Annotated in this window: 22 protein-coding genes and 1 pseudogene; 17 read left to right on the plus strand and 6 right to left on the minus strand. The window is 64.8% G+C overall.

Annotated features, from left to right (window positions below; translation table 11 throughout):
- From PQR02_RS29030 to PQR02_RS29045, 4 genes are all read left to right on the plus strand, one after another.
- Positions 1-890 (plus strand): DUF6531 domain-containing protein (locus PQR02_RS29030; protein WP_408239596.1); only part of this gene is annotated, 890 nt, incomplete at its 5' end.
- A gap of 56 nt (positions 891-946) precedes the next feature.
- The gene (locus tag PQR02_RS29035; RefSeq protein ID WP_408239599.1) at positions 947-1249 is read left to right on the plus strand and encodes a hypothetical protein; all 303 of its coding nucleotides are present in this window, start codon (positions 947-949) and stop codon (positions 1247-1249) included.
- A 55-nt stretch (positions 1250-1304) separates the two neighbouring features.
- Complete coding sequence (locus PQR02_RS29040) at positions 1305-2069, plus strand: hypothetical protein (protein ID WP_408239602.1); 765 nt, start codon at positions 1305-1307, stop codon at positions 2067-2069.
- A 98-nt stretch (positions 2070-2167) separates the two neighbouring features.
- A complete protein-coding gene (locus tag PQR02_RS29045; RefSeq protein ID WP_408239605.1) occupies positions 2168-2545 on the plus strand; it encodes a DUF3658 domain-containing protein in 378 nt (125 codons plus the stop codon).
- A 57-nt stretch (positions 2546-2602) separates the two neighbouring features.
- On the opposite strand, the gene PQR02_RS29050 is transcribed toward PQR02_RS29045, so the two are convergent.
- Positions 2603-3343 carry a TetR family transcriptional regulator gene (locus PQR02_RS29050; protein WP_408239607.1) on the minus strand — a complete coding sequence of 247 codons (741 nt, stop codon included), beginning with the start codon at positions 3341-3343 and terminating at the stop codon, positions 2603-2605.
- A gap of 382 nt (positions 3344-3725) precedes the next feature.
- Between PQR02_RS29050 and PQR02_RS29055 the strand changes: the two genes are divergently transcribed.
- From PQR02_RS29055 to PQR02_RS29105, 11 genes and pseudogenes are all read left to right on the plus strand, one after another.
- Positions 3726-5339, plus strand: a complete 1614-nt coding sequence (locus tag PQR02_RS29055) for a 6-hydroxynicotinate reductase (protein WP_408239609.1) — start codon at positions 3726-3728, stop codon at positions 5337-5339.
- 55 nt (positions 5340-5394) lie between these two features.
- A complete protein-coding gene (locus tag PQR02_RS29060; RefSeq protein WP_408239612.1) occupies positions 5395-6351 on the plus strand; it encodes a UPF0280 family protein in 957 nt (318 codons plus the stop codon).
- Positions 6327-6917 (plus strand): amino acid synthesis family protein, encoded by a 591-nt coding sequence (locus PQR02_RS29065; RefSeq protein ID WP_408239614.1) that lies wholly within the window; start codon positions 6327-6329, stop codon positions 6915-6917. Before PQR02_RS29060 ends, PQR02_RS29065 begins: the two co-directional genes overlap by 25 nt.
- Before the next feature lie 70 nt (positions 6918-6987).
- Positions 6988-7572 (plus strand): amino acid synthesis family protein, encoded by a 585-nt coding sequence (locus tag PQR02_RS29070; RefSeq protein WP_149671018.1) that lies wholly within the window; start codon positions 6988-6990, stop codon positions 7570-7572.
- Between the two features lie 161 nt (positions 7573-7733).
- Positions 7734-9677 carry an ABC transporter permease gene (locus PQR02_RS29075; RefSeq protein ID WP_408239618.1) on the plus strand — a complete coding sequence of 648 codons (1944 nt, stop codon included), beginning with the start codon at positions 7734-7736 and terminating at the stop codon, positions 9675-9677.
- Positions 9674-10483 (plus strand): ABC transporter ATP-binding protein, encoded by an 810-nt coding sequence (locus PQR02_RS29080; protein ID WP_408239621.1) that lies wholly within the window; start codon positions 9674-9676, stop codon positions 10481-10483. The genes PQR02_RS29075 and PQR02_RS29080 overlap by 4 nt, the downstream gene beginning before the upstream one ends.
- Entirely contained in the window at positions 10480-11193 is a 714-nt protein-coding gene (locus PQR02_RS29085) for an ABC transporter ATP-binding protein (protein WP_408239623.1), read from the plus strand. The genes PQR02_RS29080 and PQR02_RS29085 overlap by 4 nt, the downstream gene beginning before the upstream one ends.
- A 71-nt stretch (positions 11194-11264) precedes the next feature.
- Positions 11265-12464, plus strand: a complete 1200-nt coding sequence (locus PQR02_RS29090; RefSeq protein WP_408239626.1) for an amidohydrolase family protein — start codon at positions 11265-11267, stop codon at positions 12462-12464.
- A gap of 23 nt (positions 12465-12487) precedes the next feature.
- The gene (locus tag PQR02_RS29095) at positions 12488-12997 is read left to right on the plus strand and encodes a (2Fe-2S)-binding protein (protein WP_408239629.1); all 510 of its coding nucleotides are present in this window, start codon (positions 12488-12490) and stop codon (positions 12995-12997) included.
- Positions 12994-16634: pseudogene (locus PQR02_RS29100) on the plus strand (molybdopterin cofactor-binding domain-containing protein). The gene PQR02_RS29095 and the pseudogene PQR02_RS29100 overlap by 4 nt, the downstream one beginning before the upstream one ends.
- Before the next feature lie 101 nt (positions 16635-16735).
- Positions 16736-17944 (plus strand): ABC transporter substrate-binding protein, encoded by a 1209-nt coding sequence (locus PQR02_RS29105; RefSeq protein WP_408239632.1) that lies wholly within the window; start codon positions 16736-16738, stop codon positions 17942-17944.
- Positions 17945-18049: 105 nt separating this feature from the next.
- Here PQR02_RS29105 and PQR02_RS29110 read toward each other — a convergent pair whose 3' ends face one another.
- On the minus strand, positions 18050-18301 hold the full coding sequence (locus PQR02_RS29110) for a hypothetical protein (protein WP_408239635.1): 252 nt from the start codon (positions 18299-18301) through the stop codon (positions 18050-18052).
- A gap of 293 nt (positions 18302-18594) precedes the next feature.
- On the opposite strand from PQR02_RS29110, the gene PQR02_RS29115 reads away from it, so the two are divergent.
- Positions 18595-19119, plus strand: coding sequence for a DUF6496 domain-containing protein (locus tag PQR02_RS29115; protein ID WP_408239638.1), 525 nt, complete (start codon positions 18595-18597; stop codon positions 19117-19119).
- A gap of 123 nt (positions 19120-19242) precedes the next feature.
- Here PQR02_RS29115 and aptA read toward each other — a convergent pair whose 3' ends face one another.
- On the minus strand, positions 19243-20571 hold the full coding sequence (aptA, locus tag PQR02_RS29120) for an omega-aminotransferase AptA (RefSeq protein ID WP_408239641.1): 1329 nt from the start codon (positions 20569-20571) through the stop codon (positions 19243-19245).
- A gap of 240 nt (positions 20572-20811) precedes the next feature.
- Here aptA and PQR02_RS29125 point away from each other — a divergent pair, with 240 nt between their 5' ends.
- Entirely contained in the window at positions 20812-22227 is a 1416-nt protein-coding gene (locus PQR02_RS29125) for an aminotransferase-like domain-containing protein (RefSeq protein WP_408239702.1), read from the plus strand.
- 10 nt (positions 22228-22237) lie between these two features.
- Here PQR02_RS29125 and PQR02_RS29130 read toward each other — a convergent pair whose 3' ends face one another.
- The 3 genes from PQR02_RS29130 to PQR02_RS29140 all read right to left on the minus strand — a co-directional run bounded on the left by PQR02_RS29130 (position 22238) and on the right by PQR02_RS29140 (position 24338).
- Positions 22238-22861 carry a LysE family translocator gene (locus PQR02_RS29130; RefSeq protein WP_408239644.1) on the minus strand — a complete coding sequence of 208 codons (624 nt, stop codon included), beginning with the start codon at positions 22859-22861 and terminating at the stop codon, positions 22238-22240.
- 258 nt (positions 22862-23119) lie between these two features.
- Complete coding sequence (gene ppnP, locus PQR02_RS29135; RefSeq protein ID WP_408239647.1) at positions 23120-23440, minus strand: pyrimidine/purine nucleoside phosphorylase; 321 nt, start codon at positions 23438-23440, stop codon at positions 23120-23122.
- A 148-nt stretch (positions 23441-23588) separates the two neighbouring features.
- Positions 23589-24338, minus strand: coding sequence for a hypothetical protein (locus PQR02_RS29140; RefSeq protein ID WP_408239650.1), 750 nt, complete (start codon positions 24336-24338; stop codon positions 23589-23591).
- Positions 24339-24393: the final 55 nt, after the last annotated feature.

Raw genomic sequence — 24393 nt, forward strand, 5'->3', positions numbered from 1 at the left:
GTTGTCCGGTGGCCGATCCCGTATATCCCTCAACTGGCGCGACGACGATTACCGAAACCGACTTTGTTAGCGGCGACGATGTACCTTTGACGTTCCGGCGCACCTACCGTGCCCAACCGATGACCCGCAACGATGCTGGCATCGGTTCGCTATGGCTTCACAACTGGCAGATAAAGCTCGGATTGGCGAACGCGGGCAATAGCACGCCGCAGGTCTTTGCCTATCGCGCAGAGGGCATCCGCATCACATTCAATAAAACCTCGGGCACATGGCACACAGCAGGTTTTAGCGGTTTAGCGCTTACGCAGGACGGATCGGGTTGGACGCTGACCGACTTAGCGTCCGGAACCGCGGAATCGTACTCCTCGCAGGGTGTATTGCTTTCGATGAATACTCGTAACGGACGCACGGTCACGTTGACCTACAGCGATGCGAGCACGCCGTCAACAATTGCACCTGCATCTGGTTTACTGATTTCGATCTCACAGCATGCGATCGAATATAGGCCACACACGGATATAACCATCCGCTTAGCTTACGATCAGAAGCGGCGTCTTATACAGATGACTGACCCGATCGGCGCAACTACGAAATATGCTTACGATACGTTGAGCAACCTGGTGTCGGTGACGTGGCCCGATGGCAACGTGCGTCGCTACGTCTATGATGATTCTCGCTTTGGCGCAGCCCTAACTGGCGTAGTTGACGAGACCGGAAAGCGAATCGCAACGTGGACATATGACGCGATGGGCCGCGCAACCGCGGTCGCCCATCCCGACACAACTCGTAACGTACAGCTGTCCTACGGTAGTGGAACCACGACCGTGACCGATGGCACAGGTTCGAGCACGTTGAACTATTCGTGCTTGGCGACATGCTGCGACCCTTGAGCGGAAGTTCGCCTAAAGGAGCAAACAGTTCCACTTGGGATGCGTCAGGGAATTTGTTGACCCAGACAAACCCTGGGGGCAGTTCCAACTATACCTATGACGACTTGGGCCGGCCTATTCGCTTGATCGTACGAGGCGCTACCGGCACGACTGTCACGTCTGTCCGCTATGCCGATGCTACGACCTTGCGCCCCTACCTGATTGCTTCCTCGGGCAAAATGCGCGCGTTCGCCTATGACGTGCAAGGAAATACTACTGGAATCAGCGATCTGACAACAGACGATCCGACGGGAGAGAGCGGCTTTGACGCGCACTCCATTGACGGCCAGCAGACCACATACGGCGTATTACGTAGCTAAGAACCTCTCCTATCTTGAGATGTACCAGAACGGGGTGCTAACAGGATCATGGGGGATGAACTTTGACCTGACTGGCAATCTTCAATCGGTGTCGAGCCGATTTCCAGGATGGATACAACCGATGATCGCCGCGCGCGATGCTGCGCATAGAATTTTGAGCGTGTCACTTGATGAGTTCAACACGGATACGCTCTATGACTCCCGCGGGCGGGTTACCAATTTCCGAATCTTCGCCAACGCACTACCGGTGACCGGCAATGTCAAGCGCACGCTACGGGTTGAATACGCATACTCGCCGGATGGAAAAGTGATCTCACGTACCGGCACGCTCGAAACGAACAACGGCGCGCCCACAGCTATCAGCAGTGCCGCGATCGATCAGTGGCTAAACAACTATGAAAACGGTGTGACACCTGTTGTCCCGGCCGCCAATCTGGCCGAATCAAGCAATGGTGTCGTGTCGCTGACAGAAATTCATCCGGTATGCGTGGAGTGTTACATGAACGCCAAGTCTTGGCCTGTAGCGGGTCCTGATGCCCGCGCACTCTACAGTCCCCGGACTGGCCAATTGACTGGTGGCGGCCCAGTGGGTATTACGAACAGCTCACTGGTAAGCGCCCCGCCAACTTATTCGGCTTTGGATGCGATTGCCGCCGGGGGGATGATGAAATGCAACGACAACGGATGTGCGGCGGAAAAGGCGGCCTGCATCGAAACGTGCGCTCGAGCCGCTACTGATTTCAACCAGCCACACGTTTGGACGGGAAAATTTTCTACCTGTATGCGAAGTTGCATGCCAGCCCGATGTGGCGGGTTTTGATTCCCGAGAAAGACCGCGAGATGTTTCCAAGAATGCGTATTACACTGTTAGCCAAATGATCCACAATATTTTATTTAGCGTCTTGAGGGATTAAACGAATGACCAAGTCAGTTCACGAATACCCTGCCAATTACGACCCAGCGGCCGACAATCCACCGCTGACTGCTGCTCAACAACAAGCGGTCAACCGCCTGACAGCGGCCGATCTACAAGCCATTGACGCAGCGATCCTCGCGAACGTCGTCGATAACTGGCGCAAAGTGGCCAGGATCGTAGGAACGACCATGAACATGTATGCCGACAAGAAGCTATACCCCGACCTTGTTGATGTGTTTTACGCGCAACGTATCAAGCTGATGGTTGAGAGGGGTCTGATCTTGTCGACGGGCGACTTGAACAGAATGGGCTACAGCGAGGTCTGCTTGCCGCCGCCCGGTGGGGATCAGCGCCGTCCCGCATCGAGCGAAATGCGATAGTGCTTCTTCGCTGGCTATTGTCTCGCTCGATTCGCAACGGAGTCCAGCATAGGACGATCAAGATATCGGGATCGTTTTGCATTGTCCTGATCTGTCTGCGTCGCGCCCGCTTTCGCTGGGATCTGCCGCGGCAGTCGGCAACCGCAAACGCACCGCGCGCAACACCGTGTCCTTCATGACCTCGCGCCAATGTTCGAGCGCTGCCTTCTCCATCAGCGGCTCGCCGAGAAACGCGCCCAGCGTGTACTGATTGGCGTTATAAAAATAGCCGAGCGACGCAATCATCAGATACACGTCGCGCGCCCTGATGTCGGCGCGAAACACGTTTTGCGCGTGACCGGCGTCCAGCAACTTTTGCACGACGGAAATCGCATAGCCGGAAATCTCCTTGAGCTTCAGCGATTTTTTCGCATGCTTGCCCCGGTGCAGATTTTCGCTCGACAGCAGCGTGACGAACTCCGGATGATCGAGGTAGTACTGCCAGACAAATTCGACCATCTGTTCGAGACCGTGCACCGGATCGTCCAGATCGAGATCGAGTTTGCTTTCCGCCTCGTTGAACTGCGTGTAGATCGTCTCCAGCACTTCGACGAACAATTGTTCCTTGCTGCCGAAGTAGTAATAGATCATGCGGTCGTGCGAACGCGCGGCCTTCGAAATACTCTCGACGCGCCCGCTTGCATAACCCTGTTTCGCGAAGACCTTGATTGCCGCTTTCAGAAGCTTGGCGCGCGTCTCCTGCGCCTGTTTCGCACGGATGCCGGTGGCGCCCGGCTTGCGGACGGCGGTGGGACTCATGGCGGTCTCGGATCTCTTCGTTGGTGTCGATAAAACGGCATGCATCGTAGCGGCTCATGCACGAGCAATGCACGCTCGCGCCATCATCATACCGCCCGCTTTAGCGCTGAGTCGGGTGCTGCGCGGTGCGCCGCTTCGGCGTAGATTGAAGCGTGATTCACACGCCATGCCGCGTCGCATCATTCTCCCGCTCAGCCGGAAACACGTTGCACAGTCTATTTTGATCGAGTAGATTTCCATCCAGTTTGATGTAGAAAATACTACATCAACGGTGAGTGACCGCAACATGAAAATTGGCGCGCCGCGCGCAAGTCCCTTGAAACAAGAGTGATTTGGCAGCCGGGCAGGACCGCTTGTAATGTCGTCGTATGGGAACCCCGCCATGACAGAACATACGAAGGTCGATTTCGGCGCGGACAGTGTCGACGGTGAAACCGCGTCGACGCCGGGTCCTACCGTGCTGGAAAAGGGGGCGCCTCGCAGCGAGCGCATGGCGTCGAACAAGATCGAGTGCAACGCATGCCCCGTGCTGTGTCAGATATCCGAAGGCCGCACCGGCGCGTGCGATCGTTACGCGAATGCGGACGGGCGGCTGATCCGTGTCGATCCGGTGGTGTTTCTCGCACGCTCTCCGTTAGCGGCCGGAGCGGGCGCAAGTGGCACCCAGGCGCAAGCCATCGTCGAATTCGGCGCGCCGTCCGAAGCAAATGATCCCGCCGCCGACGAGCCGCTCTTCGTCACCGGCATCGGCGCATCATCCACTTATCCCGACTACAAGCCGGCGCCTTTCATCGTTGCGTCGAAGCTCGACGACGTCGATATGATCACCGTCGTCACCGAAGGCATCTTCAGCTATTGCAGCTTCAAAGTGAAGATCGACACCGATAGGTTCCTCGGCCCGGAGCAATCGAACGTGCGCTGTCACGGCGAGATTGTCGGCCACGTGAGCACAGCGGAGTACGGTTCGCAGATGCTGAGCCTGGGCGGTGTGCACCACCTGACCGGCGGCAGCAAGAAAGAAGGCCGCGTGACGTGCGACATGATGCTTGCGCTCGGCAACAAGGAGGCGGTGACGTTGACCATCGACGGTGGCGCAAGTCTCGTGATCCGCGCGGGCGCGGCGCCGGTGGTCGACGGTGTGGAGGAGCAGCGCATGCGCGTGGGCTGCGGTTCCGCGACCATCGGCATCTTCGCGAAGCAATGGTTCGGTCATGCCGACGAAGTGGTGGTCGTCGACGATCACATCACCGGCGTGCTCACCGAACACCAGGCCGGCCGATGCCTCGGCATGACGCGTTCGGGCGTGAAGATTCGCGGACGTAAGTCGACACCAGGGCGCTATTTTCAGGTCGCCAATCCCGGCACGGGTTGGGGCGGCACCGACATTCAGGACCCACTGGCGATCGTCGAGGGCTTCGATCCCGCCGTCGCGACACCGGGCATGCGTTTGCTGATGGTGTCGACCACCGGCGAACACGCGCAATGGTACGAACTCGACCAGAATCTCGTGCCGCGTATCGCGCCGATGCCGGACGCGGTGCGCCGCACGGTAGAACGCATCGGCGAGAACTGCGAGCCGTCGCTCGCCACGGTGCTGTTTCTCGGCGGCGCGGGCGGGAGTCTGCGCGCGGGCGCCACGGAGAACCCGGTGCTGCTCACGCGGGCGATCAAACAGAAGCTGGTCAACGTGACCTGCGGCGGCGCGCCGGCGTATGTGTGGCCCGGTGGCGGCATCACCGTGATGGTCGATGTAGCGCGGATGCCCGACCGCTCGTTCGGCACGGTGCCCACGCCCGCAATCGTCGCGCCGATCGAATTCACGATGACGCATGACGCGTATCGCGACCTCGGCGGCCATCTCGACGCGGTCCGCTCGCTGGAGAGCGTGCTGGCGAACGGGCCCGGCCATACGGAAGGCGCACCGCTCGCGCGCCGCACGGTGCTGCGCAATCCCGACAATCCATGGCCGCCCGCGATGCCGCCGATGCTGGGCTGACGGCGCATCACCCGCCAACACAAACCGCACCCACACGACGAAAGCGACCCAAGTGATGACCCCCACCCGCACTCGCCTAGATGCAAGCCGCTGGCATTGGCAGCATGGGCCGATCGATCTGATCCTTGGCGCCGACGGCGAGCCTGCGGCGGTGCAGGCCGCGTATCACGCGTGCTGGGCGCGTTTCGCGGCTGTGCTGCCTGTGTTGGTCGGCGAGTTGAAAATGCTCCGGCAGCCCGTGCCGGCCGACGCGGCGTTGCACGACAACGCGTTGCAAGGCCCCGTGGCGCGCCGCATGTGGTCCGCGTGTCATCCGCATCGCGCGCGCTACATCACGCCGATGGCGGCCGTCGCGGGCAGCGTCGCCGATGAACTGATCGCGGCGTTCGCGCGCGAAGGCGTCGCACGTGCGTTCATCAACAATGGCGGCGACATCGCGCTGCATCTGACCGAAGGGCAGCAATACCGCGTCGGGGTATTCGCCGATCTCGCGAACTGCTCCGGCTCGCATCTGGCACGCGATCATGCGCTCGACGCCAACCTGACGCTCGACGCGAGCGAGCCGGTGCGCGGCATCGCAACCAGCGGCTGGCGCGGCCGCAGCTTCAGCCTCGGCATCGCCGACAGCGTGACCGTGCTCGCCCGCGACGCGGCCACCGCCGACGCCGCCGCGACGATGATCGCGAACGCCGTGAATCTGGACCATGAGCATGGGCTGGACCATGCGGGTATCGTGCGCCGCCCAGCGTCGTCGTTGAAGGACGATAGCGATCTGGGCGATCTGCTCGTCACCGTCGACGTCCCTGCGTTACCGCAGCCGCTGATCGAACTTGCGCTGGCGCGCGGCGTCGCTGCGGCGCAGTGTCTGCGAGAGCAAGGCTTGATCGAAGGCGCCGCGCTGTTTCTGCAAGGGCGGGTGCGCGTCGCCGGCATTCATGAAAACGGCGCGTTGCCCGCGCGTCGCGCCCCTACAATGACGGAGGCTCCGTGTTCGAAATACGCCGCGTGCTGACGCACGTCGAAGATATCTTCCACGAGTTCGGCCCTGCGCCCGCGCAGCCGCTCAGACGCGGCGCAATTGCGGCGGTGATGACGAACCCGTTCGCCGGCCGCTACGAAGCGAAAATCGAACACGCAATGGAAGCGCTCAAACCCATCGGCTTCGATATGGCGCAACGCTTGCTGGCGGCGATGGCGGTGCCGCATGCGTCGATCGAGAGTTATGGCAAGGGCGCGATTGTCGGCGCGCGCGGCGAACTCGAGCATGGCGCGCTGTGGCATGTACCCGGCGGCTATGCAATGCGTGAACTGCTGGAGAAGAACGGCGTGCCGACCAACGCGATCGTGCCGTCCACGAAGAAGGTCGGCGCGCCGTTCACCGCGCTCGACGTGCCGCTCACGCACGTGAACGCGAGCTACGTGCGCAGCCATTTCGACGCGATCGAAGTGCGCGTGCCCGGCGCGCCCGCCGCCGACGAACTCGTGTACATCCTCGTGATGAGCACGGGGCAGCGCGTCCATGCGCGCGTCGGCGGCCTCGCGAAAGAGGCGATCGTGGGCAAGGACGGTTTGCGCTGAAGCGTTGCATCGACGCAGCGAAAAGTGGCAACGCCGCAACCTCGAAGCACCGAAACCCGGAGAGAGCGAAATGGCAATCAAGCTTCGCAAGCTGGTCGTGCAGGTGGATGAAACTCGCATTGAAATGGGCCAGGCCATCGATCCACCGGCGCGTCGCGCGGTCGCGATCGCGGTGATCGACAATCCGTATGCGGGCCGCTACGAGGCCAAACTCGACGCGCTGATCGAAGCCGGCGAAGAGTTGGGCGCGCTGCTCGGCAACCGCTGCGTCGAGGCGCTCGGCATCGCGCCCGGCGACGCGCAAAGCTACGGCAAGGCAGCGATCGTCGGCGAGGCGGGCGAACTGGAACATGCGGCCGCGATCCTGCACCCGAAGCTCGGCGCGCCGCTGCGGGCCGCAGTCGAAAAGGGCGCGGCGCTGGTGCCGTCGGCGAAGAAGATGGGCACGCTCGGCACCGCGATCGACGTGCCGCTCGGCCACAAGGATGCCGCCTTCGTGCGCAGTCATTTCGATGCGATCGAGGCGCGCGTGTCGGACGCGCCGCGCGCCAACGAAATCGTCGTGGCGGTCGCGGTGACCGCGTCGGGGCGGCCGCTGCCGCGCATCGGCGGCTTGCAGGTGAGTGAGATCAAGGGCGAAGACGGTTTGCGCTGAGTTTGGCCGCGGTTGTTTCGCCGCTTCCCAAGAGGAATTCTTTCAGGTTACTGTCCCGCCGTTGACGCGTGCGCGCATGGGGCCGCACGCGCTGCAACGTCTGCCGATCGCGCCGCCTGCGCCTGCCGCACGCGCCGTTCAGCAAGCCGCCGAGGGTCGTGATGCTTTCGAATTTGCTGGTACAACTGGTCAACGGACTCGCCGACGCGTCGACGCTGTTTCTCGTCGCCGCCGGTTTGTCGCTGATCTTCGGCGTGACGCGCATCGTCAACTTTGCGCACGGATCGTTCTATATGTTCGGCATCTACGTCGCGTACAGCATCGCCAGCCGCTTCGGACAGACGACGGGCGGCTTCTGGCTGTCGGTGCTGGCCGCCGCGCTGGTGGTCGCGGTGCTGGGCGCGCTGGTGGAGATGATCGTGTTGCGGCGCATCTACCAGGCGCCCGAGTTGTTCCACCTGCTCGCCACCTTCGCGCTGGTGCTGATCTTTCGCGACGCCGCGCTGTGGCTGTGGGGCCCCGAAGATCTGTTCGGGCCGCGTGCGCCGCATCTGGCCGGCGCGGTTGATTTTCTCGGCCATCCGCTGCCTACCTACGACATCGCGCTAATCGTCATCGGGCCGGTGGTGCTGCTGCTGCTCTGGTACGCGCTGACGCGCACGCGCTGGGGCACGCTGGTGCGCGCCGCGACGCAGGATCGTGAGATGCTCGGCGCGCTCGGCATCAATCAGGCGTGGCTGTTTACCGGCGTGTTTTTCGTCGGTGCGTTTCTCGCCGGTCTCGGCGGCGCGCTGCAAGGGCCGCGCATGTCGGCGAATCTGTCGCTGGATCTGGAGACCATCGGCAATGCGTTCGTCGTGGTGGTGGTCGGCGGCATGGGTTCGATCCCGGGTGCGTTCGTCGCCGCGCTGTTCATCGCGGAGATCAAGGCGCTGTGCATCGGCATCGGCCATGTGACGATTTTCGGCGTGGGTCTGTCGTTGAGCCGCTTTACGCTGGTGGCCGAATTCGTCGTGATGGCGGTCGTGCTGGTGGTGCGGCCTTGGGGCCTGCTTGGGCGCGCGAGCGCCGTGGTGCGCGCAATGGCGGCGCCGGAAACGCCGTTGCGTCCGGCCGGCAAGCGCCTCAAGTGGCTGGCCGCGCTCGCCTTGCTGGTCCTCGTGCTCGCGCCGCTCGCGGCTGACGCGTTTCCGTACGTGCCTGTGCTGCTGGTCGAAGTCCTGATCGCGGTGCTGTTTGCGACGAGCCTGCATTTCATCATGGGGCCGGGCGGCATGCATTCGTTCGGCCACGCCGCTTACTTCGGCCTCGGCGCATATGGCGCCGCGCTGTTCCTCAAAGTGCTGAATCTGCCGATGGAAGCCGCGCTGCTGCTCGGACCGTTGCTCGCGGTCGGCGGCGCGCTGGTGTTCGGCTGGTTCTGCGTGCGCCTCTCCGGTGTCTATCTCGCGATGCTCACGCTCGCGTTCGCGCAGATCGTCTGGTCGGTCGTGTTCCAGTGGGACGACGTGACGGGCGGCAGCAACGGCGTGCTCGGCTTGTGGCCGTCGAACTGGTTGTCGTCGCCGGTGGCGTTTTACTATCTGACGCTGGTCTGCGCGGTGATCGGCGTGTGGTTGCTGCGCAAGCTGCTGTTCTCGCCGCTCGGTTACGCGATGCGGGCCTCGCGCGATTCCGTGCTGCGCGCCGAGGCGATCGGCATCGACGTGAAGCGCGTGCAGTGGGCGGCGTTCGTGATCGCGTCGCTGTTCTGCGGACTCGCCGGATCGCTGTACGCGTTCTCGAAGGGGACGATCTCGCCGGAAGTGATCAGCGTGAGCCGTTCGGTGGACGGCCTCGTGATGGTGCTGCTCGGCGGCTTGCAGACCTTGAGCGGACCGATCGTCGGCGCGGCCGTGTTCACGTGGTTGCAGGACACCGTCGCGCGGCAGACCGACTATTGGCAGGCGCTGCTGGGCGTCGCGATCCTGCTGCTGGTGATGGCGTTTCCGCAAGGGATCGTCGGCTTCATTCGCGAGCGTTTCGGCGACGACACCGCCGATGCCGCCGACAGTAGCGCCGTGTCGCCGTCGCAACGCGCCGCCGCGATCAAGGAGGGACGATGAGCCTGCTGCGCGTTGCGGGTCTGTCCCGCTCGTTTGGCGGCCTGAAGGCCGTCGACAATGTCTCGTTCGATCTCGAAGCCGGTCAACTGCTCGCGCTGCTCGGGCCGAACGGGGCGGGCAAGTCGACCTGCTTCAACATGGTCAACGGGCAGTTGCAGCCGTCGTCCGGATCGATCCGTCTCGACGGTCAAGAACTGGTCGGCATGCGTCCGCGCGACATCTGGCGGCTCGGCGTCGGCCGCACGTTCCAGATTGCCGCGACCTTCAATTCGATGACCGTGCTCGAAAACGTCCAGATGGCGCTGGTGTCGCGCGAACGCAAGACCTTCGGCCTCTGGAAGCCGGCGGGCTCGCGCTATGCCGACGAAGCGTTCGCGCTGCTCGAACAGGTCGGCATGAGCGCCGATGCGAAGCGCGCGTGCGGCGTGCTCGCGTATGGCGACGTGAAACGCGTCGAACTGGCAATCGCGCTCGCCAATCGCCCGAAGCTGCTGCTGATGGACGAACCCACCGCCGGCATGGCGCCGAAGGAACGCAACGAGTTGATGGCACTGACCAAACGTCTGGTCACCGGGCACAAGATCGGCGTGCTGTTTACCGAGCACAGCATGGACGTTGTATTCGCGTACGCCGATCGCATGATCGTGCTCGCGCGCGGCAAGCTGATCGCCGAGGGCGACGCCGAAACGATCCGCAACGACCCGCGCGTGCAGGAAGTCTATTTCGGCACCGGCAAGACCTTCCGGCCGCACGCGCCGCTACATGACACGGCGGCGGGACAAGCGGGACAGGGAGCGCTGCAATGAGCGAGCCGATGCTGAAAGTTTCCGGCCTCAACGCGTTCTACGGCCGCGCTCATATCCTGTTCGATGTCGGTCTCGAAGTCGGCCGCGGCGAAGTCGTCGCGCTGATGGGCCGCAACGGCGCCGGCAAATCGACCACGATGAAAGCGGTGATGGGTCTGCTGCCGCGCCGTCGAGGCGAGGTGACGTTTCGCGGGCAGAACATCGCGGCGTTGCCGCCGTACAGGATTGCGCGGATGGGCATGGGCTTCGTGCCCGAAGAGCGTCGCGTGTTCGCCGATCTCACGGTGATGGAGAACCTCGACACCGGCCGTCAGCCGCCACGCGAAGGCGCGCCGCAGTGGACGCCGGAAAAGCTGTTCCGCCTCTTTCGCAATCTCGGCGAAATGCCCCGCCGTCCGGGCGGCCAGATGAGCGGCGGCGAGCAGCAGATGCTGACCGTGTCGCGCACGCTGATGGGCAATCCGTATCTGGTGCTGCTCGACGAGCCGTCGGAAGGCGTCGCGCCGGTGATCGTCGAACAGATGGCGAACATGATTCTCGAACTCAAGCGCGAAGGGCTGTCGATTCTGTTGTCCGAACAGAACCTGCACTTCGCCGAGCTGGTCAGCGACCGCGCGTATGTGCTCGAAAAAGGGCAGATCCGTTTTAGCGGCACGGTCGGCGAACTCGCACGGAACGAAGCAGTCAGGCGCGCTTATCTCAGCGTGTGATTCCAGCGGCGCGCGCGGCGTGCAAGGTGCACGCCGGCGTCGCCGGGCAATCGTTGCGAAAGGAGAGGCAGATGGCAGCAGAGACGTTGACAGGCTTGTCGGGCAAGGTCGCGGTAACGAACATCGGGTTGCTGTTATCCGGCGACATCGACCAGCCGATTCTCGAGGCAAACACGCTGGTGATCGACGACGGGGTGATCGTCGCGCTCGGCAAGGAGAAGGACTGCGACCTCGAAGGCGCGCGGACCACGGTCGATTGCAAAGGCACCACGGTGGCGCCCGGCCTGATCGACTCGCACGTGCATCCGGTATTCGGCGACTGGACGCCGCGCCAGAATCAGATGGGCTGGATCGAATCGAATCTGAACGGCGGCGTGACGACGATGATCTCCGCCGGCGAAGTGCATTTGCCTGGCCGTCCGAAAGATGTGCTCGGCGTGAAGGCGCTCGCAATCACCGCGCAACGGTCGTTCGAAGGGATGCGCGGCGCGGGTGTCGGCGGCGGCGTCAAGGTAATGGCGGGCGCGCCCGTGATCGAGAAGGGCATGGTCGAAGAGGACTTCAAGGAGCTGTCCGAAGCGGGCGTGAAGCTGCTCGGCGAAGTGGGGCTCGGCAGCGTGAAGGGCGGCGAGGAAGCCGCGCAGATGGTCGCGTGGGCGCGCAAGTACGGCATGCAAAGCACGATCCACACGGGTGGCCCGTCGATTCCCGGCTCGGGGCTGATCGATCGCGACGTGGTGCTGGCCGCCGACGCCGACGTCATCGGCCACGTCAACGGCGGCCATACGTCGCTGTCGTACCGGCATGTGTGCGACCTGTGCGAGCAGTCGAGCCGCGCTCTGGAGATCGTCCACAACGGCAACGAACGGATCGCACTGCTGACCGCGCGGCATGCGATCGAACTGAAGTGCCCGCACCGGATCATTCTCGGCACGGACAGCCCCGCCGGTTCCGGCGTGCAGCCCCTCGGTATCTTGCGGATGATCGCGCTGATTGCGAGCCTCGCCGACGTGCCCGCCGAAATCGCGTTCTGCTTCGCGACCGGCAACACCGCGCGGCAACGCAAGCTGCGTCAGGGGCTGATCGAAGTGGGCCGTCCCGCCGACCTCGTGTTCATGGACCGCGCGCAGCACACGGCAGCCGACACGCTGCTCGAAAGCGTGCAGCTCGGCGACATTCCTGGCGTGGGCATGGTGATGATCGACGGCTTGATCCGCTGCCGGCGCAGCCGTAACACGCCGCCCGCCACCGAAGTGCCGGTGGTGTTCTGAGCGCGCAAGACGTGGACAGCCAGGTGACGAACCGTCCAGTGCCGCTCGTGCTGAACGTGAACGGTGCGACCCATCGGGTCTGCGCCGCCGCCGACACGCCGTTGCTCTATTTGCTGCGCAACGACCTGGCGTTGAACGGGCCGAAGTTCGGCTGCGGGCTGGGCGAGTGCGGCGCGTGCACGGTGCTGCTCGACGGCATGCCGACGCGCGCCTGCGTGACGACCGCGCAGGTCGCCGTGGGCCGCGAGATCACCACGCTCGAAGGCCTGGGCACGCGTGCCGCGCTGCATCCGGTGCAGCAGGCATTTATCGAAGAGCAGGCCGCGCAATGCGGCTATTGCCTGAACGGCATGATCCTGACCGCCAAGGCCTTGCTCGATCGCGATCCGCATCCGAGCATCGCGACGATCCAGCGCGAGCTGTCGCGCAACCTGTGCCGCTGCGGCACGCATGTCGAGATCGTGCGCGCGGTGCAGCGCGCCGCCGAATTGCTCGCCGCGCAAACGGCTGCGCATGAAGGAGCGCGCGCATGACGGGACCGGATTTCAGCGTCGATCGCCGCGCCGCGCCACCGTCGCGCAAACAGTTGTATGACGCGCAGAGCGTGCTGATCGTCACGCGGCCCCCGCAAGCGCCGGTGCAGGCCGCGCTCGGTCAGCCGGGCTCGCGCTCGTCGTTCGTGCCGACGGAGGCGGACCTGTTCCTCGCCGTGCGCGACGACGGCAGCGTGGTCGCGTTCAACGGCCATGTCGATCTCGGCACCGGCATCGGCACGGCGCTCGCGCAGATCGTCGCGGAAGAACTGGATGTGCCGCTCACGCGGGTGTCGATCGTGCTCGGCCACACCGGCGAAGCGCCGAATCAGGGGCCGACGATCGCCAGCGCGACGATCCAGATTTCAGCGGTGCCGTTGCGGCACGCGGCGGCGCAGGCGCGTCACTATCTGCTCGCGCAAGCGGCGGCGCGCCTCCGGCTCGGCGTCGAGCAACTGGACGTGCAGGACGGCCGCGTGTTTCAGCGCGACGGTGATCCGGAAAAAAAAGCGTTCAATACGGTGAACTGATTAAAGGCCAGCGGGTCGAGCTGAAGCTTTCCACCGACGCGCCTTTGAAATCTCCACAAGCGTACCGGATTGTCGGAAAAAGCGCGCCGCGTATCGATATCCCCGCGAAGGTGACCGGTGAATTGAGCTTCGTGCACGACCTGCGCGTGCCCGGCATGCTGCACGGCCGCGTGGTGCGTCCGCCCTATGCCGGCGTCGCGCAGGGCGACTTCATGGGCAACAGCCTGCTGCATGTCGACGAAAACTCCATTAGCGATTTACCGGGCATCGTCAAGGTGGTGGTGATTCGCGATTTCGTCGGCATCGTCGCGGAGCGCGAGGAAATCGCGCAGCAAGCGGTGAAGCGGCTCGACGTGCGGTGGAAAGCGGTCGAGGGCTTGCCGCCGCTGGAGACCAGCGAAGAAGTGGAAGCGGCGTTGCGCGCGAATCCGGCCACGAGGCGCGACCTGGTGCTCGACGGCGACGTCGACGAGGCGCTCGCGCAAGACCCGGCTCGCACGCTCGAACGCACTTACGTGTGGCCGTTCCAGATGCATGCGTCGATCGGGCCGTCGTGCGCGGTGGCCGACTATCGCGACGGTGCGCTCAAGGTCTGGTCGGGCACGCAGAATCCGCATTCGTTGCGCGCCGATCTCGCGTTGCTGATGGCAATGGCCGAGGCGCGCATCGAGATCGTGCGGATGGATGCGGCGGGCTGCTACGGCCGCAATTGCGCGGACGATGTCGCCGCCGACGCCGCGCTGCTGTCGCGCGCGAGCGGCGCGCCGGTGCGCGTGCAGCTTTCGCGCGAGGACGAACATGCGTGGGAGCCGAAGGGCGCCGCGCAATTGATGGACGTGCGCGGCGCGTTGAGCGCCGCAGGCGAGCTGGCCGCATATGACTTCGCGACGCGCTATCCGTCGAACGACGCGCCTACCTTGGCGCTGCTGTTGACCGGCACGATCTCCGCGCAGCCGCAGGTGTTCGAGATGGGCGACCGCACGGCCGTGCCGCCTTACGACTACCGCAGCATGCGCATCGTGTGCGACGACACGCCGCCGATCGTGCGGGCGTCGTGGCTGCGTGGCGTGTCCGCGTTGCCGAACACCTTCGCGCACGAGTCCTTCATCGACGAACTCGCAACGCAAGCGGGCGTCGATCCAGTCGAGTTCCGGCTGAAGCATCTGACCGACCCGCGCGCGATCGAACTGGTGAAGGCCGTCGCCGACAAGGCCGGCTGGCAACCGCGCGAACCCGCGCAAGCCGCGCAAGCCGCGCAAGCGGCGCAACCCGCGCCCCGGCAGGAGGGCGACATCGCGCGCGGCCGGGGCATCGCTTACGCGCGCTACGTGCACAGCAAATTCCCCGGCTTCGGGGCGGCGTGGTCCGCATGGATCGCCGATGTCGAAGTCAATCGCAAGAGCGGCGAACTCGCGATGACGCGCGTGGTGGTCGGCCAGGATAGCGGCACGATGGTGAATCCCGATGGCGTGCGTCATCAGATTCACGGCAACGTGATCCAGGCGACCAGCCGGGCGTTGAAAGAGCGCGTGACGTTCGGCGGCAACGCGGTGACGAGCCAGGAGTGGGGCGCGTATCCGATCCTGACCTTCCGTGAGGTGCCGGTGATCGAGGTGGTGATGATGCCGCGTCACGGCGAGCCGCCGATGGGCGTCGGCGAATCCGCGTCGCTGCCCGGCGCGGCGGCCATCGCCAACGCGCTGTTCGATGCGACTGGCGTGCGCTTCCGGCGGCCGCCGTTCACGCCGGAAACGATTCGCGCCGCGCTCGCCGATGCGCAGGCCGAGGACGTCGCGGCGCGCAAGAAGAAGCGCTGGCGGCTGGGTCTGCTCGGTGCGTTCGCGGCGGGCGCGGCCGGCTGGCTCGGCGCAATGTCGTTCGCGCCGCCGCCCATCGCGCCGATCACACCCCCGCTCGCGAGCGCGTTCGCCCCCGAGCTGGTGGCGCGCGGCAAGCTGCTTGCGTCGCTTGGCAATTGCGCGGTGTGCCATACCGCGCGCAACGGCGTGCCGAATGCCGGCGGCAAGCCGCTCGATACGCCGTTTGGCATCGTCTACAGCACCAACATCACGCCGGACGGCCAGACGGGGATCGGCAACTGGTCGCTCGAAGCCTTCATCCGCGCGATGCGGCAAGGCATCAGCCGCGATGGACACCGGCTGTATCCGGCGTTCCCGTACACGTCGTTCAAAAACACGTCCGACGACGATCTCAAGGCGCTCTATTCCTATCTGATGTCCCAACCGCCAGTCCGGTCCCACGCGCCGCAAACGCAGTTGCGGTTTCCCTTCTACGCGCGTCCGCTGATGGCCGCGTGGAATGGGCTGTTTCTCGGCCGCAACACGTTCGCGCCCAGCGCGACGCAAAGCGCGCAATGGAATCGCGGCGCGTATCTGGTGAACGGCCTGGGCCATTGCAGTGCGTGCCATACGCCGCGCAACGCATTCGGCGCCGAGAAAGCCGGCGCGGCGTTCATGGGCGGCGGCCGCGCGGAGGGCTGGGAAGCGCCCGCGCTGTCCACGCTGTCGAGCGCGCCCGTGCCGTGGAGCGAGGACGAACTGTTCAGCTATCTGCGCTTCGGTCACGCGCCGCTGCATAGTGTGGCGGCTGGGCCGATGGCGCCGGTGATCGGCGATCTGGCGGCGCTGCCCGACAGTGATATTCGCGCGATGGCCGCGTATCTGGCGTCGCTCAATCCGCTGGAGCCCAATGCCGATCCGGCCGCGACGGCGCGTCAATACGAGCAGGCCAGCACGATCACCGGCGCGCCGGCGGGGCTCGGCGCGCGGCTCTTCGACGGCGCGTGCGCGGCCTGTCATCACACCGGCAGCGGGCCGCAACTGTTCGGCGCGCATCCGTCGCTCGCGCTCAACACGAATCTGCACAGCGCGAGCCCGGACAACCTGATTCGCGTGATTCTCGACGGCATCGGCTCGCCTGCGCGGCCCGAACTCGGTACGATGCCGGCGTACCGCGACAGTTTCAACGACGCCCAGGTCGCCGAACTCGTGTCGTATCTGCGCCAGCAATTCGCGGGCGGCAAGCCGGCGTGGCGGGACGTCACGGCGAGCGTGGCCCGAATCCGCGCGACGCCCCGGGCGGATTGAGCCAGGCGCTCGAAGCTCGAAGCTCGAAGCTCGGACGCACGCTTGCAAGCCCGATTAAAAGCACCAGCATTCACGCAATCCTTCTGATAATGGAGAAACGCATGACCACGCGCGCAGGATGGATCTCTCGCCTCACGGTGTCGACGGTGTGTTCGCTCGCCGCGCTCGGTGCGAGCGCCCAGCAGACCATCAAGATCGGCGAGATCAACAGCTACAAGGCGCAGCCCGCCTTTCTCGGGCCTTACAGGAACGGCTGGAACCTCGCGCTCGAACAGGTCAACGCAGCCGGCGGCGTGCTCGGCAAGCAGCTCGAAGTGGTGTCGCGCGACGACAACGGCAACCCGGGCGACACGATCCGCGTCGCCCAGGAACTGATCGCGCGCGAGCAGGTGCAGTTGCTGTTCGGCGGTTTCCTGTCGAACACCGGCCTTGCGCTGACCGATTTCGCCAAGCAGAAGAAGATCTTCTTCCTCGCCGCCGAGCCGCTGACCGACAAGATCGTCTGGGCCGATGGCAATAAATACACGTACCGTCTGCGCCCTTCCACGTACATGCAGGTGGCGATGCTGGTGCCGGAAGCGGCCAAGCTGAAGAAGAAGCGCTGGGCGCTGGTGTATCCGAACTACGAGTACGGGCAATCCGCGGTGGCGACCTTCAAGAAGCTGCTGACGGCGGCGCAGCCGGACGTGCAGTTCGTCGTCGAACAGGCGACGCCGCTCGGCAACGTCGACGCGGGCGCGGTGACCCAGGCGATCGCCGATGCGAAGCCCGATGCGATCTTCAACGTGCTGTTCGGCGCGGACCTCGGCAAGTTCGTGCGCGAAGGCAATACGCGCGGGCTCTTCAAGGATCGCAGCGTGGTGTCATTGCTGACCGGCGAGCCGGACTATCTCGATCCGTTGGGCGCGGAAGCCCCGGTTGGCTGGATCGTGACCGGCTACCCGTGGTATTCGATCGATACGGCGGCGAACCGGAAATTCGTCGAGGCGTATCAGGCGAAGTATCACGACCATCCGCGCCTCGGCTCGGTGGTCGGCTACTCCGCGTTGATGTCGATCGCGGACGGCATCAAAAAGGCCGGCTCGGTGGATGCGGACAAGCTCGCGGCCGCCTTCAAGGGCCTCAATGTCGAGACGCCGTTCGGCCCGGTCACGTATCGCGCGCAGGACAATCAGTCGACCATGGGCGCGTATGTCGGCGTGACCGGGTTGAAGGACGGCAAGGGTGTGATGACGTCGTACCGGTATATCGACGGTGCGAGCGTTCAGCCGTCGGATGCCGAGATCAGGAAGCTGCGGCCCGCTGATTGAACGTGTGACGTAAGCGGCACGTATCCACGGGTTATCGACGTGTCTCGTGCCGCGCGCGCTGCGAAAACACATTAGCCACGCAGGACGCCCATCAACCGCGCACGGCTACTCTTCCGCGTCGTGCTCGATGACGAAGCGCCTCAGATAAGCGAGCACCGCGGCTTCGACCGCGCGATGATCCGCGGTGCTCTTCGAGCCCGCATTCTCCTCGTCGCCGAACAGGGTGGAGGGCGCGTTATGCACATCCACCTCCTGGCCTTCGCGAAACACGCGAATCTCGTGAAGGTCTTCCGCGTATTCGGCGACCCAGTGCACGCCTTCGATATGCGCGCCCGCGCGAACGGTAGGTATCTTCATGGACGTCTCCGGTCGGGCCGGACGACGGCGCCGACCCTTGCTAACACCATACGCCGTCCGGCCGGCGGGGGCGAGTCCCGTCTTGCGGTTTTGCCGGAGGTTCGCGGCGATTCGGCTGCTCGCGCGAATTGACCTCGACCATGGGGCAACCCTCCGCCATGACGTGCGAGGCGAGCGGGAGCGCGAATCAGCCCAATGGAATGCGCGCCTCGCGACGAAGCTCACGCGCGCCGGACCGCTCCGGCATAACTGTTGCTGCACCACATAGGCCACAGTCACACTGGAGAACCATCATGCCCGAACAGAAAACCCTCAAGCGCGCCGCAGCCGACAAACGTGCCGGCAAGTCAGCGAGTACTCAGGCAGGAGAGTTCGTCAAGGAACAGGTCGACAAGGTGCGTGCCGGCAAGCACGGCGTCAGGTCGGCGAAGCAGGCGATTGCGATCGGCCTGTCGGAAGCGCGCCGCGCGGGCGTCGCTCTGAAGTCCCCGAAGAAGGGCACGACGAGCGAAGCGACGCGCAAGAAAGCCGAGAAGGATAGCGCCGCCGGACAGCACAAGAGCACTGCGCGAAAGAGCGCGAGCACGGAGTCGACGGCGAAGCGTTCGCGAGCCTCGACCAATGCGCTGAAGCGCGAGAGCACCGCCGGGGCGTCGCCCGCGGCGATGTCGAAGCAGGCGAAGTCGGCGGCAGCCAAGCGCCCGGCGGCCAGTCGCTCGGCGGCGGCGAAGAAAGCGGCTGCGACGAAGGGTGCAGCGGGTCGCTCGGCGGCTGCAAAAAAGGCAGCCCAGACGCGGGCGTCACGCGCGCATCACTGATGCTTGCCGGCAAGGGCGCGCCGCGTGCGCGCCCTCCGGCCAACCTGCGTGCCGCAGTTCCAAAACAAAAGCGGCGCATGCACACGCATACGCCGCTTTCAACCCTGCCTTGCTGGGCTGCTGTTACTGGATGGTATCCAGCACGTCGCCCACCGTCTTGAAGATGTGAGCGATCTGCTCTTCGTTGATGATGAGCGGTGGCGAGAACGCGAGGATGTCGCCCGTGAAGCGCACCAGCACGCCCGCCTCGAAGCATTTGACGAACGCTTCATAAGCCCGCGCGCCCGGCGCGCCGTCGCGCGATTCGAGCTCGATGCCCGCGATCATGCCGAGGTTGCGCACGTCCTTCACGTGCTTCGCGCCGCGCAGCGAATGGGCGGCGGCTTCGAACGTCGGGGCCAGCGTGGCCGCGCGCTCGAACAGGCCTTCGCGGCGATACAGATCGAGCGTCGCCACCGCGGCGGCGGCCGCCGCCGGGTGTGCCGAATACGTGTAGCCGTGGAACAGCTCGATCGCGCCTGGCGCGCCGCTGTTGACGATCGTGTCGTGGATCGTGCGGCTCGCGGCAACCGCGCCCATCGGGATCGACGCGTTGTTGATCGCCTTGGCCATCGTGATCAGGTCCGGCGTCACGCCGAAGTATTCGCTCGCGGTCGCCTTGCCGACGCGGCCGAAACCGGTGATCACTTCGTCGAAAATCAGCAGGATGCCGTGCTTCGTGCAGATTTCGCGCAGCTTCTGCAGATAGCCTTGCGGCGGAATCAGCACGCCCGTCGAGCCGGCCACCGGTTCGACGATCACCGCGGCGATCGTCGACGCGTCGTGCAGCGTGACGATGCGCTCGAGTTCGTCGGCCAGATGCGCGCCCCAGGCGGGCTGCCCTTTCGAGAACGCGTTGTGTTCGAGGTTGTGCGTGTGCGGCAGATGATCGACCGCCGGCAGGAGCGCGCCGGAGAAGGTCTTGCGATTGGGCGCGATGCCGCCGACCGAGATGCCGCCGAAGCCCACGCCGTGATAGCCGCGCTCGCGGCCGATCAGGCGGGTGCGCTGGCCTTCGCCGCGCGAGCGGTGATACGCGAGCGCGATCTTCAGCGCGGTGTCGACCGATTCGGAACCCGAGTTCGTGAAGAAGATGCGGTCGAGGCCGGCCGGCATCAGCTCGGCGACTTTGGTGGCCGCTTCGAAGGCGAGCGGGTGTCCCATCTGGAAGGTCGGCGCGAAGTCGAGCGTCGAGAGTTGCTGGGTGATCGCGGCGACGATCTCGTCGCGGCCGTGGCCGGCGTTCACGCACCACAGACCCGCGCAGCCGTCGAGTACCTCGCGCCCGTCCGTGCTGCGGTAGTACATGCCCTTGGCCGATTCCAGCAGGCGCGGCGCGGCCTTGAACTGCCGGTTGGCGGTGAAGGGCATCCAGAAAGACGACAGATCATCGATGACGGGGCGCGAAGTCATGGGTATCTCCTCGAAGTGGCGTCCCCTCGGGGACTGCCGTTAGGTAGCGAAACTGTAGCGTTCGCGGTTTAATGGCGGCATAAACAGTTGACGCAGTGTGGTGCTAACTGTGCTGGTGGATTGGCGTCAACTGTGCCGATGGATACGATTCACCGTCTGGTGCTGACGGGCGCCGATTCATGTTGCGTTCCTGGCCGCTCGCCGCCGACTTCTTTTTTTCGCCCGGATTTCGCCGTGACCATGATCGAACTGGAACTCCAGCGCGACCGCCGCGCCGCTCCCACGCTCGTCGAGCAGGTGGTGCAAGGCTTCGCGCGCGCCATCGAGGCGCAGACGCTGCGCGCGGGCGCGTTGCTGCCATCGGTGCGGCAACTCGCGCACGGTCATGAGCTGAGCACCTTCACCGTGACCGAGGCCTATAACCGGCTGGTGTCGATGGGCCTCGTGGTCGCCAGGCGCGGCTCCGGCTACCGCGTCGCCGCGCGTGCTCCAGCGCCGCGCGCCGCCGTCACCGAGTGGCAGCCGCCCAGCCTCACCGCGACCTGGCTGCTGTCCGACGTGTTCGCCGACCATTCGGTGCCGATCAAGGCGGGCGGCGGCTGGCTGCCGAACGAGTGGATCAACGAGACCGGCTTGCAGCACGCACTGCGCGCGACGAGCCGGGTGCCGGCCGCGCGCCTGGGCGACTATGGGCATCCGTACGGGTTCGCGCCGCTGCGCGAACGGATCGCTGAGCAGCTCGACCGGCGCGGCCTGCCCGTCGACGTCTCCAATGTCCTGCTCACGCAGGGCGCGACTCAGGGGCTGGATCTGATCGTGCGCACGCTGCTGCGCGCGGGGGATGCCGTGATCGTCGAAGACCCCGGCTACTGCAACCTGCTGCAGATTCTCAAGCTGGCAGGACTGGTCGTGCATGGCGTGCCGCGCACGCCGGCGGGGGTCGATACGGACGTGCTCGAAGCGCTCGTCGCGCAGCACAAGCCGAAGGCGATCTTCGTCAACACCACGCTGCAGAATCCGACCGGCGCGACCTTCGGCATGTCGGCGGCGTTCCGCCTGCTGCAGATCGCCGAGCGTCAGCGCATGTGGGTGATCGAGGACGACGTGAGCCGCGAACTCGCGGCGCCCGGCGCGCCGCTGTTCGCCGCGATGGAAGGCTTGCAGCGCGTGCTGTACGTCGGCGGATTTTCGAAGACCGTGACGCCGGGGCTACGTTGCGGCTTCGTGGTCGCCGAGCAGGCGGTGCTGCGCGAACTGGCGCGCACGAAAATGGCGGTGGGCTTGACGTCGTCGGAGGCGATCGAGCGGATCGTCGACAAGGTGTTGCTCGAAGGGCGCTACGCGCGCCATGTCGACGAGGTCAACGAGCGGCTCAAGCTCGCGCACGCGACCGTTGAAGAACGGCTCGATGCGCTCGGCCTCGAAGTGTTTCACCGGCCGCGCGCCGGACTCTTTCTGTGGGCGCGTTTGCCGATCGAGCCCGAGCGGGCCGGCGAAGTGGCGACCGCCGCGCTCACGCACGGCATCTGGCTCGCGCCGGGCTCCTACTTCCGCACCGACGATGCGCCGAGCGCCTGGTTCCGTTTCAACGCCCCGTACTCGACCGACGACGCGCTGTGGCGGTTCATCGAGCGGGTGGGGCAGGGGGCGCTTTAGGTTTGCCTGTTCAGGCCGAGAGACCAAGCAGCCGCAGCGCGATCGGATACAGCGAGAACACGAGCAGCAGCGCCATTGCCACATTGAAGATGCGCAAGCGCTTCGGGTCCGACAGCACCTGGCGCATCGCGGTGCCGAAGCCGGCCCACAGACAGATGCACGGAAAGCCGATCACGTAGAAGATCACCGCCATCGCGACGGCGTTCATGCTGTAGCTCTGGCTGAGGTGGATGGTCGTGGCGGCGGTCAGCACCATCATCCATGCCTTCGGATTGACCCACTGGAACGCGATGGCTTCATGAAAGCGCATGGGCCGGCGCTCGCCTTTCTTCACTTTTAATTCGCCCGAGGAGCCGATTTTCCACGCGAGATACAGCAGATAAGCGACGCTCGCGACTTCGAGCACTGTGTAGAGCACGGGGAAATGCACGAAGGCTTCGCCGAGACCGATGCCGACCGACAGCATCAACAGCACGACCCCGAGGCTGATGCCGGAGAGATGCGGCAGCGTGCGGCGAAAGCCGAAGTTCACGCCCGAGGCGAGCAGCATCGCGTTGTTCGGACCCGGCGTGATGGTGGTGACGAGCGCGAACAGAATGCCGGCGGGCAGCGCGCTGAGCGTGAGGTAAGGCATGATGGCTCCGGTGTCGGCGGAATACGATGGAGTCCATTCTAGCGAGGGCGGCCGGTACAGTACCGGTACGGTTCGAGGGATGGTGGCCGGTACGGGTTCGGCGGGTAGTGATTCCGCCGTTCTAACTGCCACTGACCGGGCAAGCGATCAGCGCAGATCGGCGCGAAGATCGCGTACGCCTCGTTCTGGCCGTTGGCGCAAAAGTGTGCGCAAGGTCGCTCCATCGGCATAACCGAGGGAGGCCAAGCGGAAGAGCTTTTACAAGTAGCTGCAGATGTAGTCGAGCGTCTCGATCACTTCGATATCGAAGCGGCTCTTGCCGGGCACGTGGAAAGACTCGCCCGCGCCGTAGGTTGTCCACACATCGCTGCCTTCGAGGCGGATGCGGCATTGGCCGGCCTGCACTTCCATGAGTTCCGGCGCGTCAGTGCCGAAGTTGAGCGAGCCGGGCAGGATCACGCCAAGCGTCTTGCGCGTGCCGTCAGCAAAAAGGACTGTGTGCGAGACACACTTGCCTTCAAAGTAAACGTTGGCGCGTTTGACAACGGAAACCTGCTCGAATTGCGTTGCGGCCGTCATGACGGTCTTCCTCCGGATCATCGTGAATGGATAAGTGGGCGCCTGCTGCCGCTCTTGCGGCGCGCGCGAGCCCGCATCATACAGGCGGCCGGCGGCTGTCGTTAAGCATGAGCCCGTCCGTTGGGTCAGCGCGGCATGACCCGGGCGATTATCGAACACGGCGCCAACCGCCTGACTCCGGGCAGACGGTTGCTTGTTCGCGGTCCACCAGGACTTGCTCCGCATCGAGGGGCGACGAGGTCGAAGGGCAGACGTCGAAGGTGATCCCGAGCGCCTGCGCCACGTAGGCATCTTCGATGGGAAGCTCCCAGGTCAGGAATATCTGGACGCAATCCTGGTCCGGCGCGAAGTCGGCCGCATCGAAAGCATGGCTGCCCCGCCGAATCACGCCATGGGGCTGGCAAGTATCGAAGATCACAACCGTCCCGCGGCGCAGGGGAATGCGACGGCCGACAGAGGGAAAATGCACGTCCAGCCCCTTGTCCTCGCTCAGGAAGAGATTGCAAAAGGCCGCGCCGCCATATTGATTGCCGTCGTGGTGATACCTCGCGCCGCGGCAGGCCATCAGGGCTACGTCACTGGAGGCGAGCACCGCCGGCATGCCAAGCGCGCGCGTCCAATCGGACACGGCCTGCACGCAGCGCGGGTAGTCAGGCCAACGCGCCCGTGCTCTTGCCAAAGGCAATGGCTCGACGTCTCCAGACTCCAGTATCACATGCGACGATATCTCCCTGTCCCAATCCGCAAGCAGGCGACGAGGGGGCTCGGGCACGTCGACCATGCCTGATAGCACGAGCTCGCTCACGCGTCGACTGCGGAGGGCGTCGCCGCTCCAGAAAAAGGAGGTCAGCAGGTCTGGCATTCGGCGCGGTTGCAAGGGGGAACTCATCTCGATCATTGTAAAGCTTTCGAAGGATCGCCTTGCCGCGGACCGGCCTGCAAGCGTCACTCGC

The organism is Paraburkholderia sediminicola, assembly GCF_046026895.1.
Taxonomy (GTDB): domain Bacteria; phylum Pseudomonadota; class Gammaproteobacteria; order Burkholderiales; family Burkholderiaceae; genus Paraburkholderia; species Paraburkholderia sediminicola_C.

Bases quoted from the DNA above. Each gene is read 5' to 3' on its own strand.
- PQR02_RS29040 (WP_408239602.1), top strand. From the start codon at position 1,305: ATGAACTTTGACCTGACTGGCAATCTTCAATCGGTGTCGAGCCGATTT.
- PQR02_RS29045 (WP_408239605.1), top strand. From the start codon at position 2,168: ATGACCAAGTCAGTTCACGAATACCCTGCCAATTACGACCCAGCGGCC.
- PQR02_RS29050 (WP_408239607.1), bottom strand. From the start codon at position 3,343: ATGAGTCCCACCGCCGTCCGCAAGCCGGGCGCCACCGGCATCCGTGCG.
- PQR02_RS29055 (WP_408239609.1), top strand. From the start codon at position 3,726: ATGACAGAACATACGAAGGTCGATTTCGGCGCGGACAGTGTCGACGGT.
- PQR02_RS29060 (WP_408239612.1), top strand. From the start codon at position 5,395: ATGACCCCCACCCGCACTCGCCTAGATGCAAGCCGCTGGCATTGGCAG.
- PQR02_RS29070 (WP_149671018.1), top strand. From the start codon at position 6,988: ATGGCAATCAAGCTTCGCAAGCTGGTCGTGCAGGTGGATGAAACTCGC.
- PQR02_RS29075 (WP_408239618.1), top strand. From the start codon at position 7,734: ATGCTTTCGAATTTGCTGGTACAACTGGTCAACGGACTCGCCGACGCG.
- PQR02_RS29080 (WP_408239621.1), top strand. From the start codon at position 9,674: ATGAGCCTGCTGCGCGTTGCGGGTCTGTCCCGCTCGTTTGGCGGCCTG.
- PQR02_RS29085 (WP_408239623.1), top strand. From the start codon at position 10,480: ATGAGCGAGCCGATGCTGAAAGTTTCCGGCCTCAACGCGTTCTACGGC.
- PQR02_RS29090 (WP_408239626.1), top strand. From the start codon at position 11,265: ATGGCAGCAGAGACGTTGACAGGCTTGTCGGGCAAGGTCGCGGTAACG.
- PQR02_RS29105 (WP_408239632.1), top strand. From the start codon at position 16,736: ATGACCACGCGCGCAGGATGGATCTCTCGCCTCACGGTGTCGACGGTG.
- PQR02_RS29110 (WP_408239635.1), bottom strand. From the start codon at position 18,301: ATGAAGATACCTACCGTTCGCGCGGGCGCGCATATCGAAGGCGTGCAC.
- PQR02_RS29115 (WP_408239638.1), top strand. From the start codon at position 18,595: ATGCCCGAACAGAAAACCCTCAAGCGCGCCGCAGCCGACAAACGTGCC.
- aptA (WP_408239641.1), bottom strand. From the start codon at position 20,571: ATGACTTCGCGCCCCGTCATCGATGATCTGTCGTCTTTCTGGATGCCC.
- PQR02_RS29125 (WP_408239702.1), top strand. From the start codon at position 20,812: ATGATCGAACTGGAACTCCAGCGCGACCGCCGCGCCGCTCCCACGCTC.
- PQR02_RS29130 (WP_408239644.1), bottom strand. From the start codon at position 22,861: ATGCCTTACCTCACGCTCAGCGCGCTGCCCGCCGGCATTCTGTTCGCG.
- ppnP (WP_408239647.1), bottom strand. From the start codon at position 23,440: ATGACGGCCGCAACGCAATTCGAGCAGGTTTCCGTTGTCAAACGCGCC.
- PQR02_RS29140 (WP_408239650.1), bottom strand. From the start codon at position 24,338: ATGATCGAGATGAGTTCCCCCTTGCAACCGCGCCGAATGCCAGACCTG.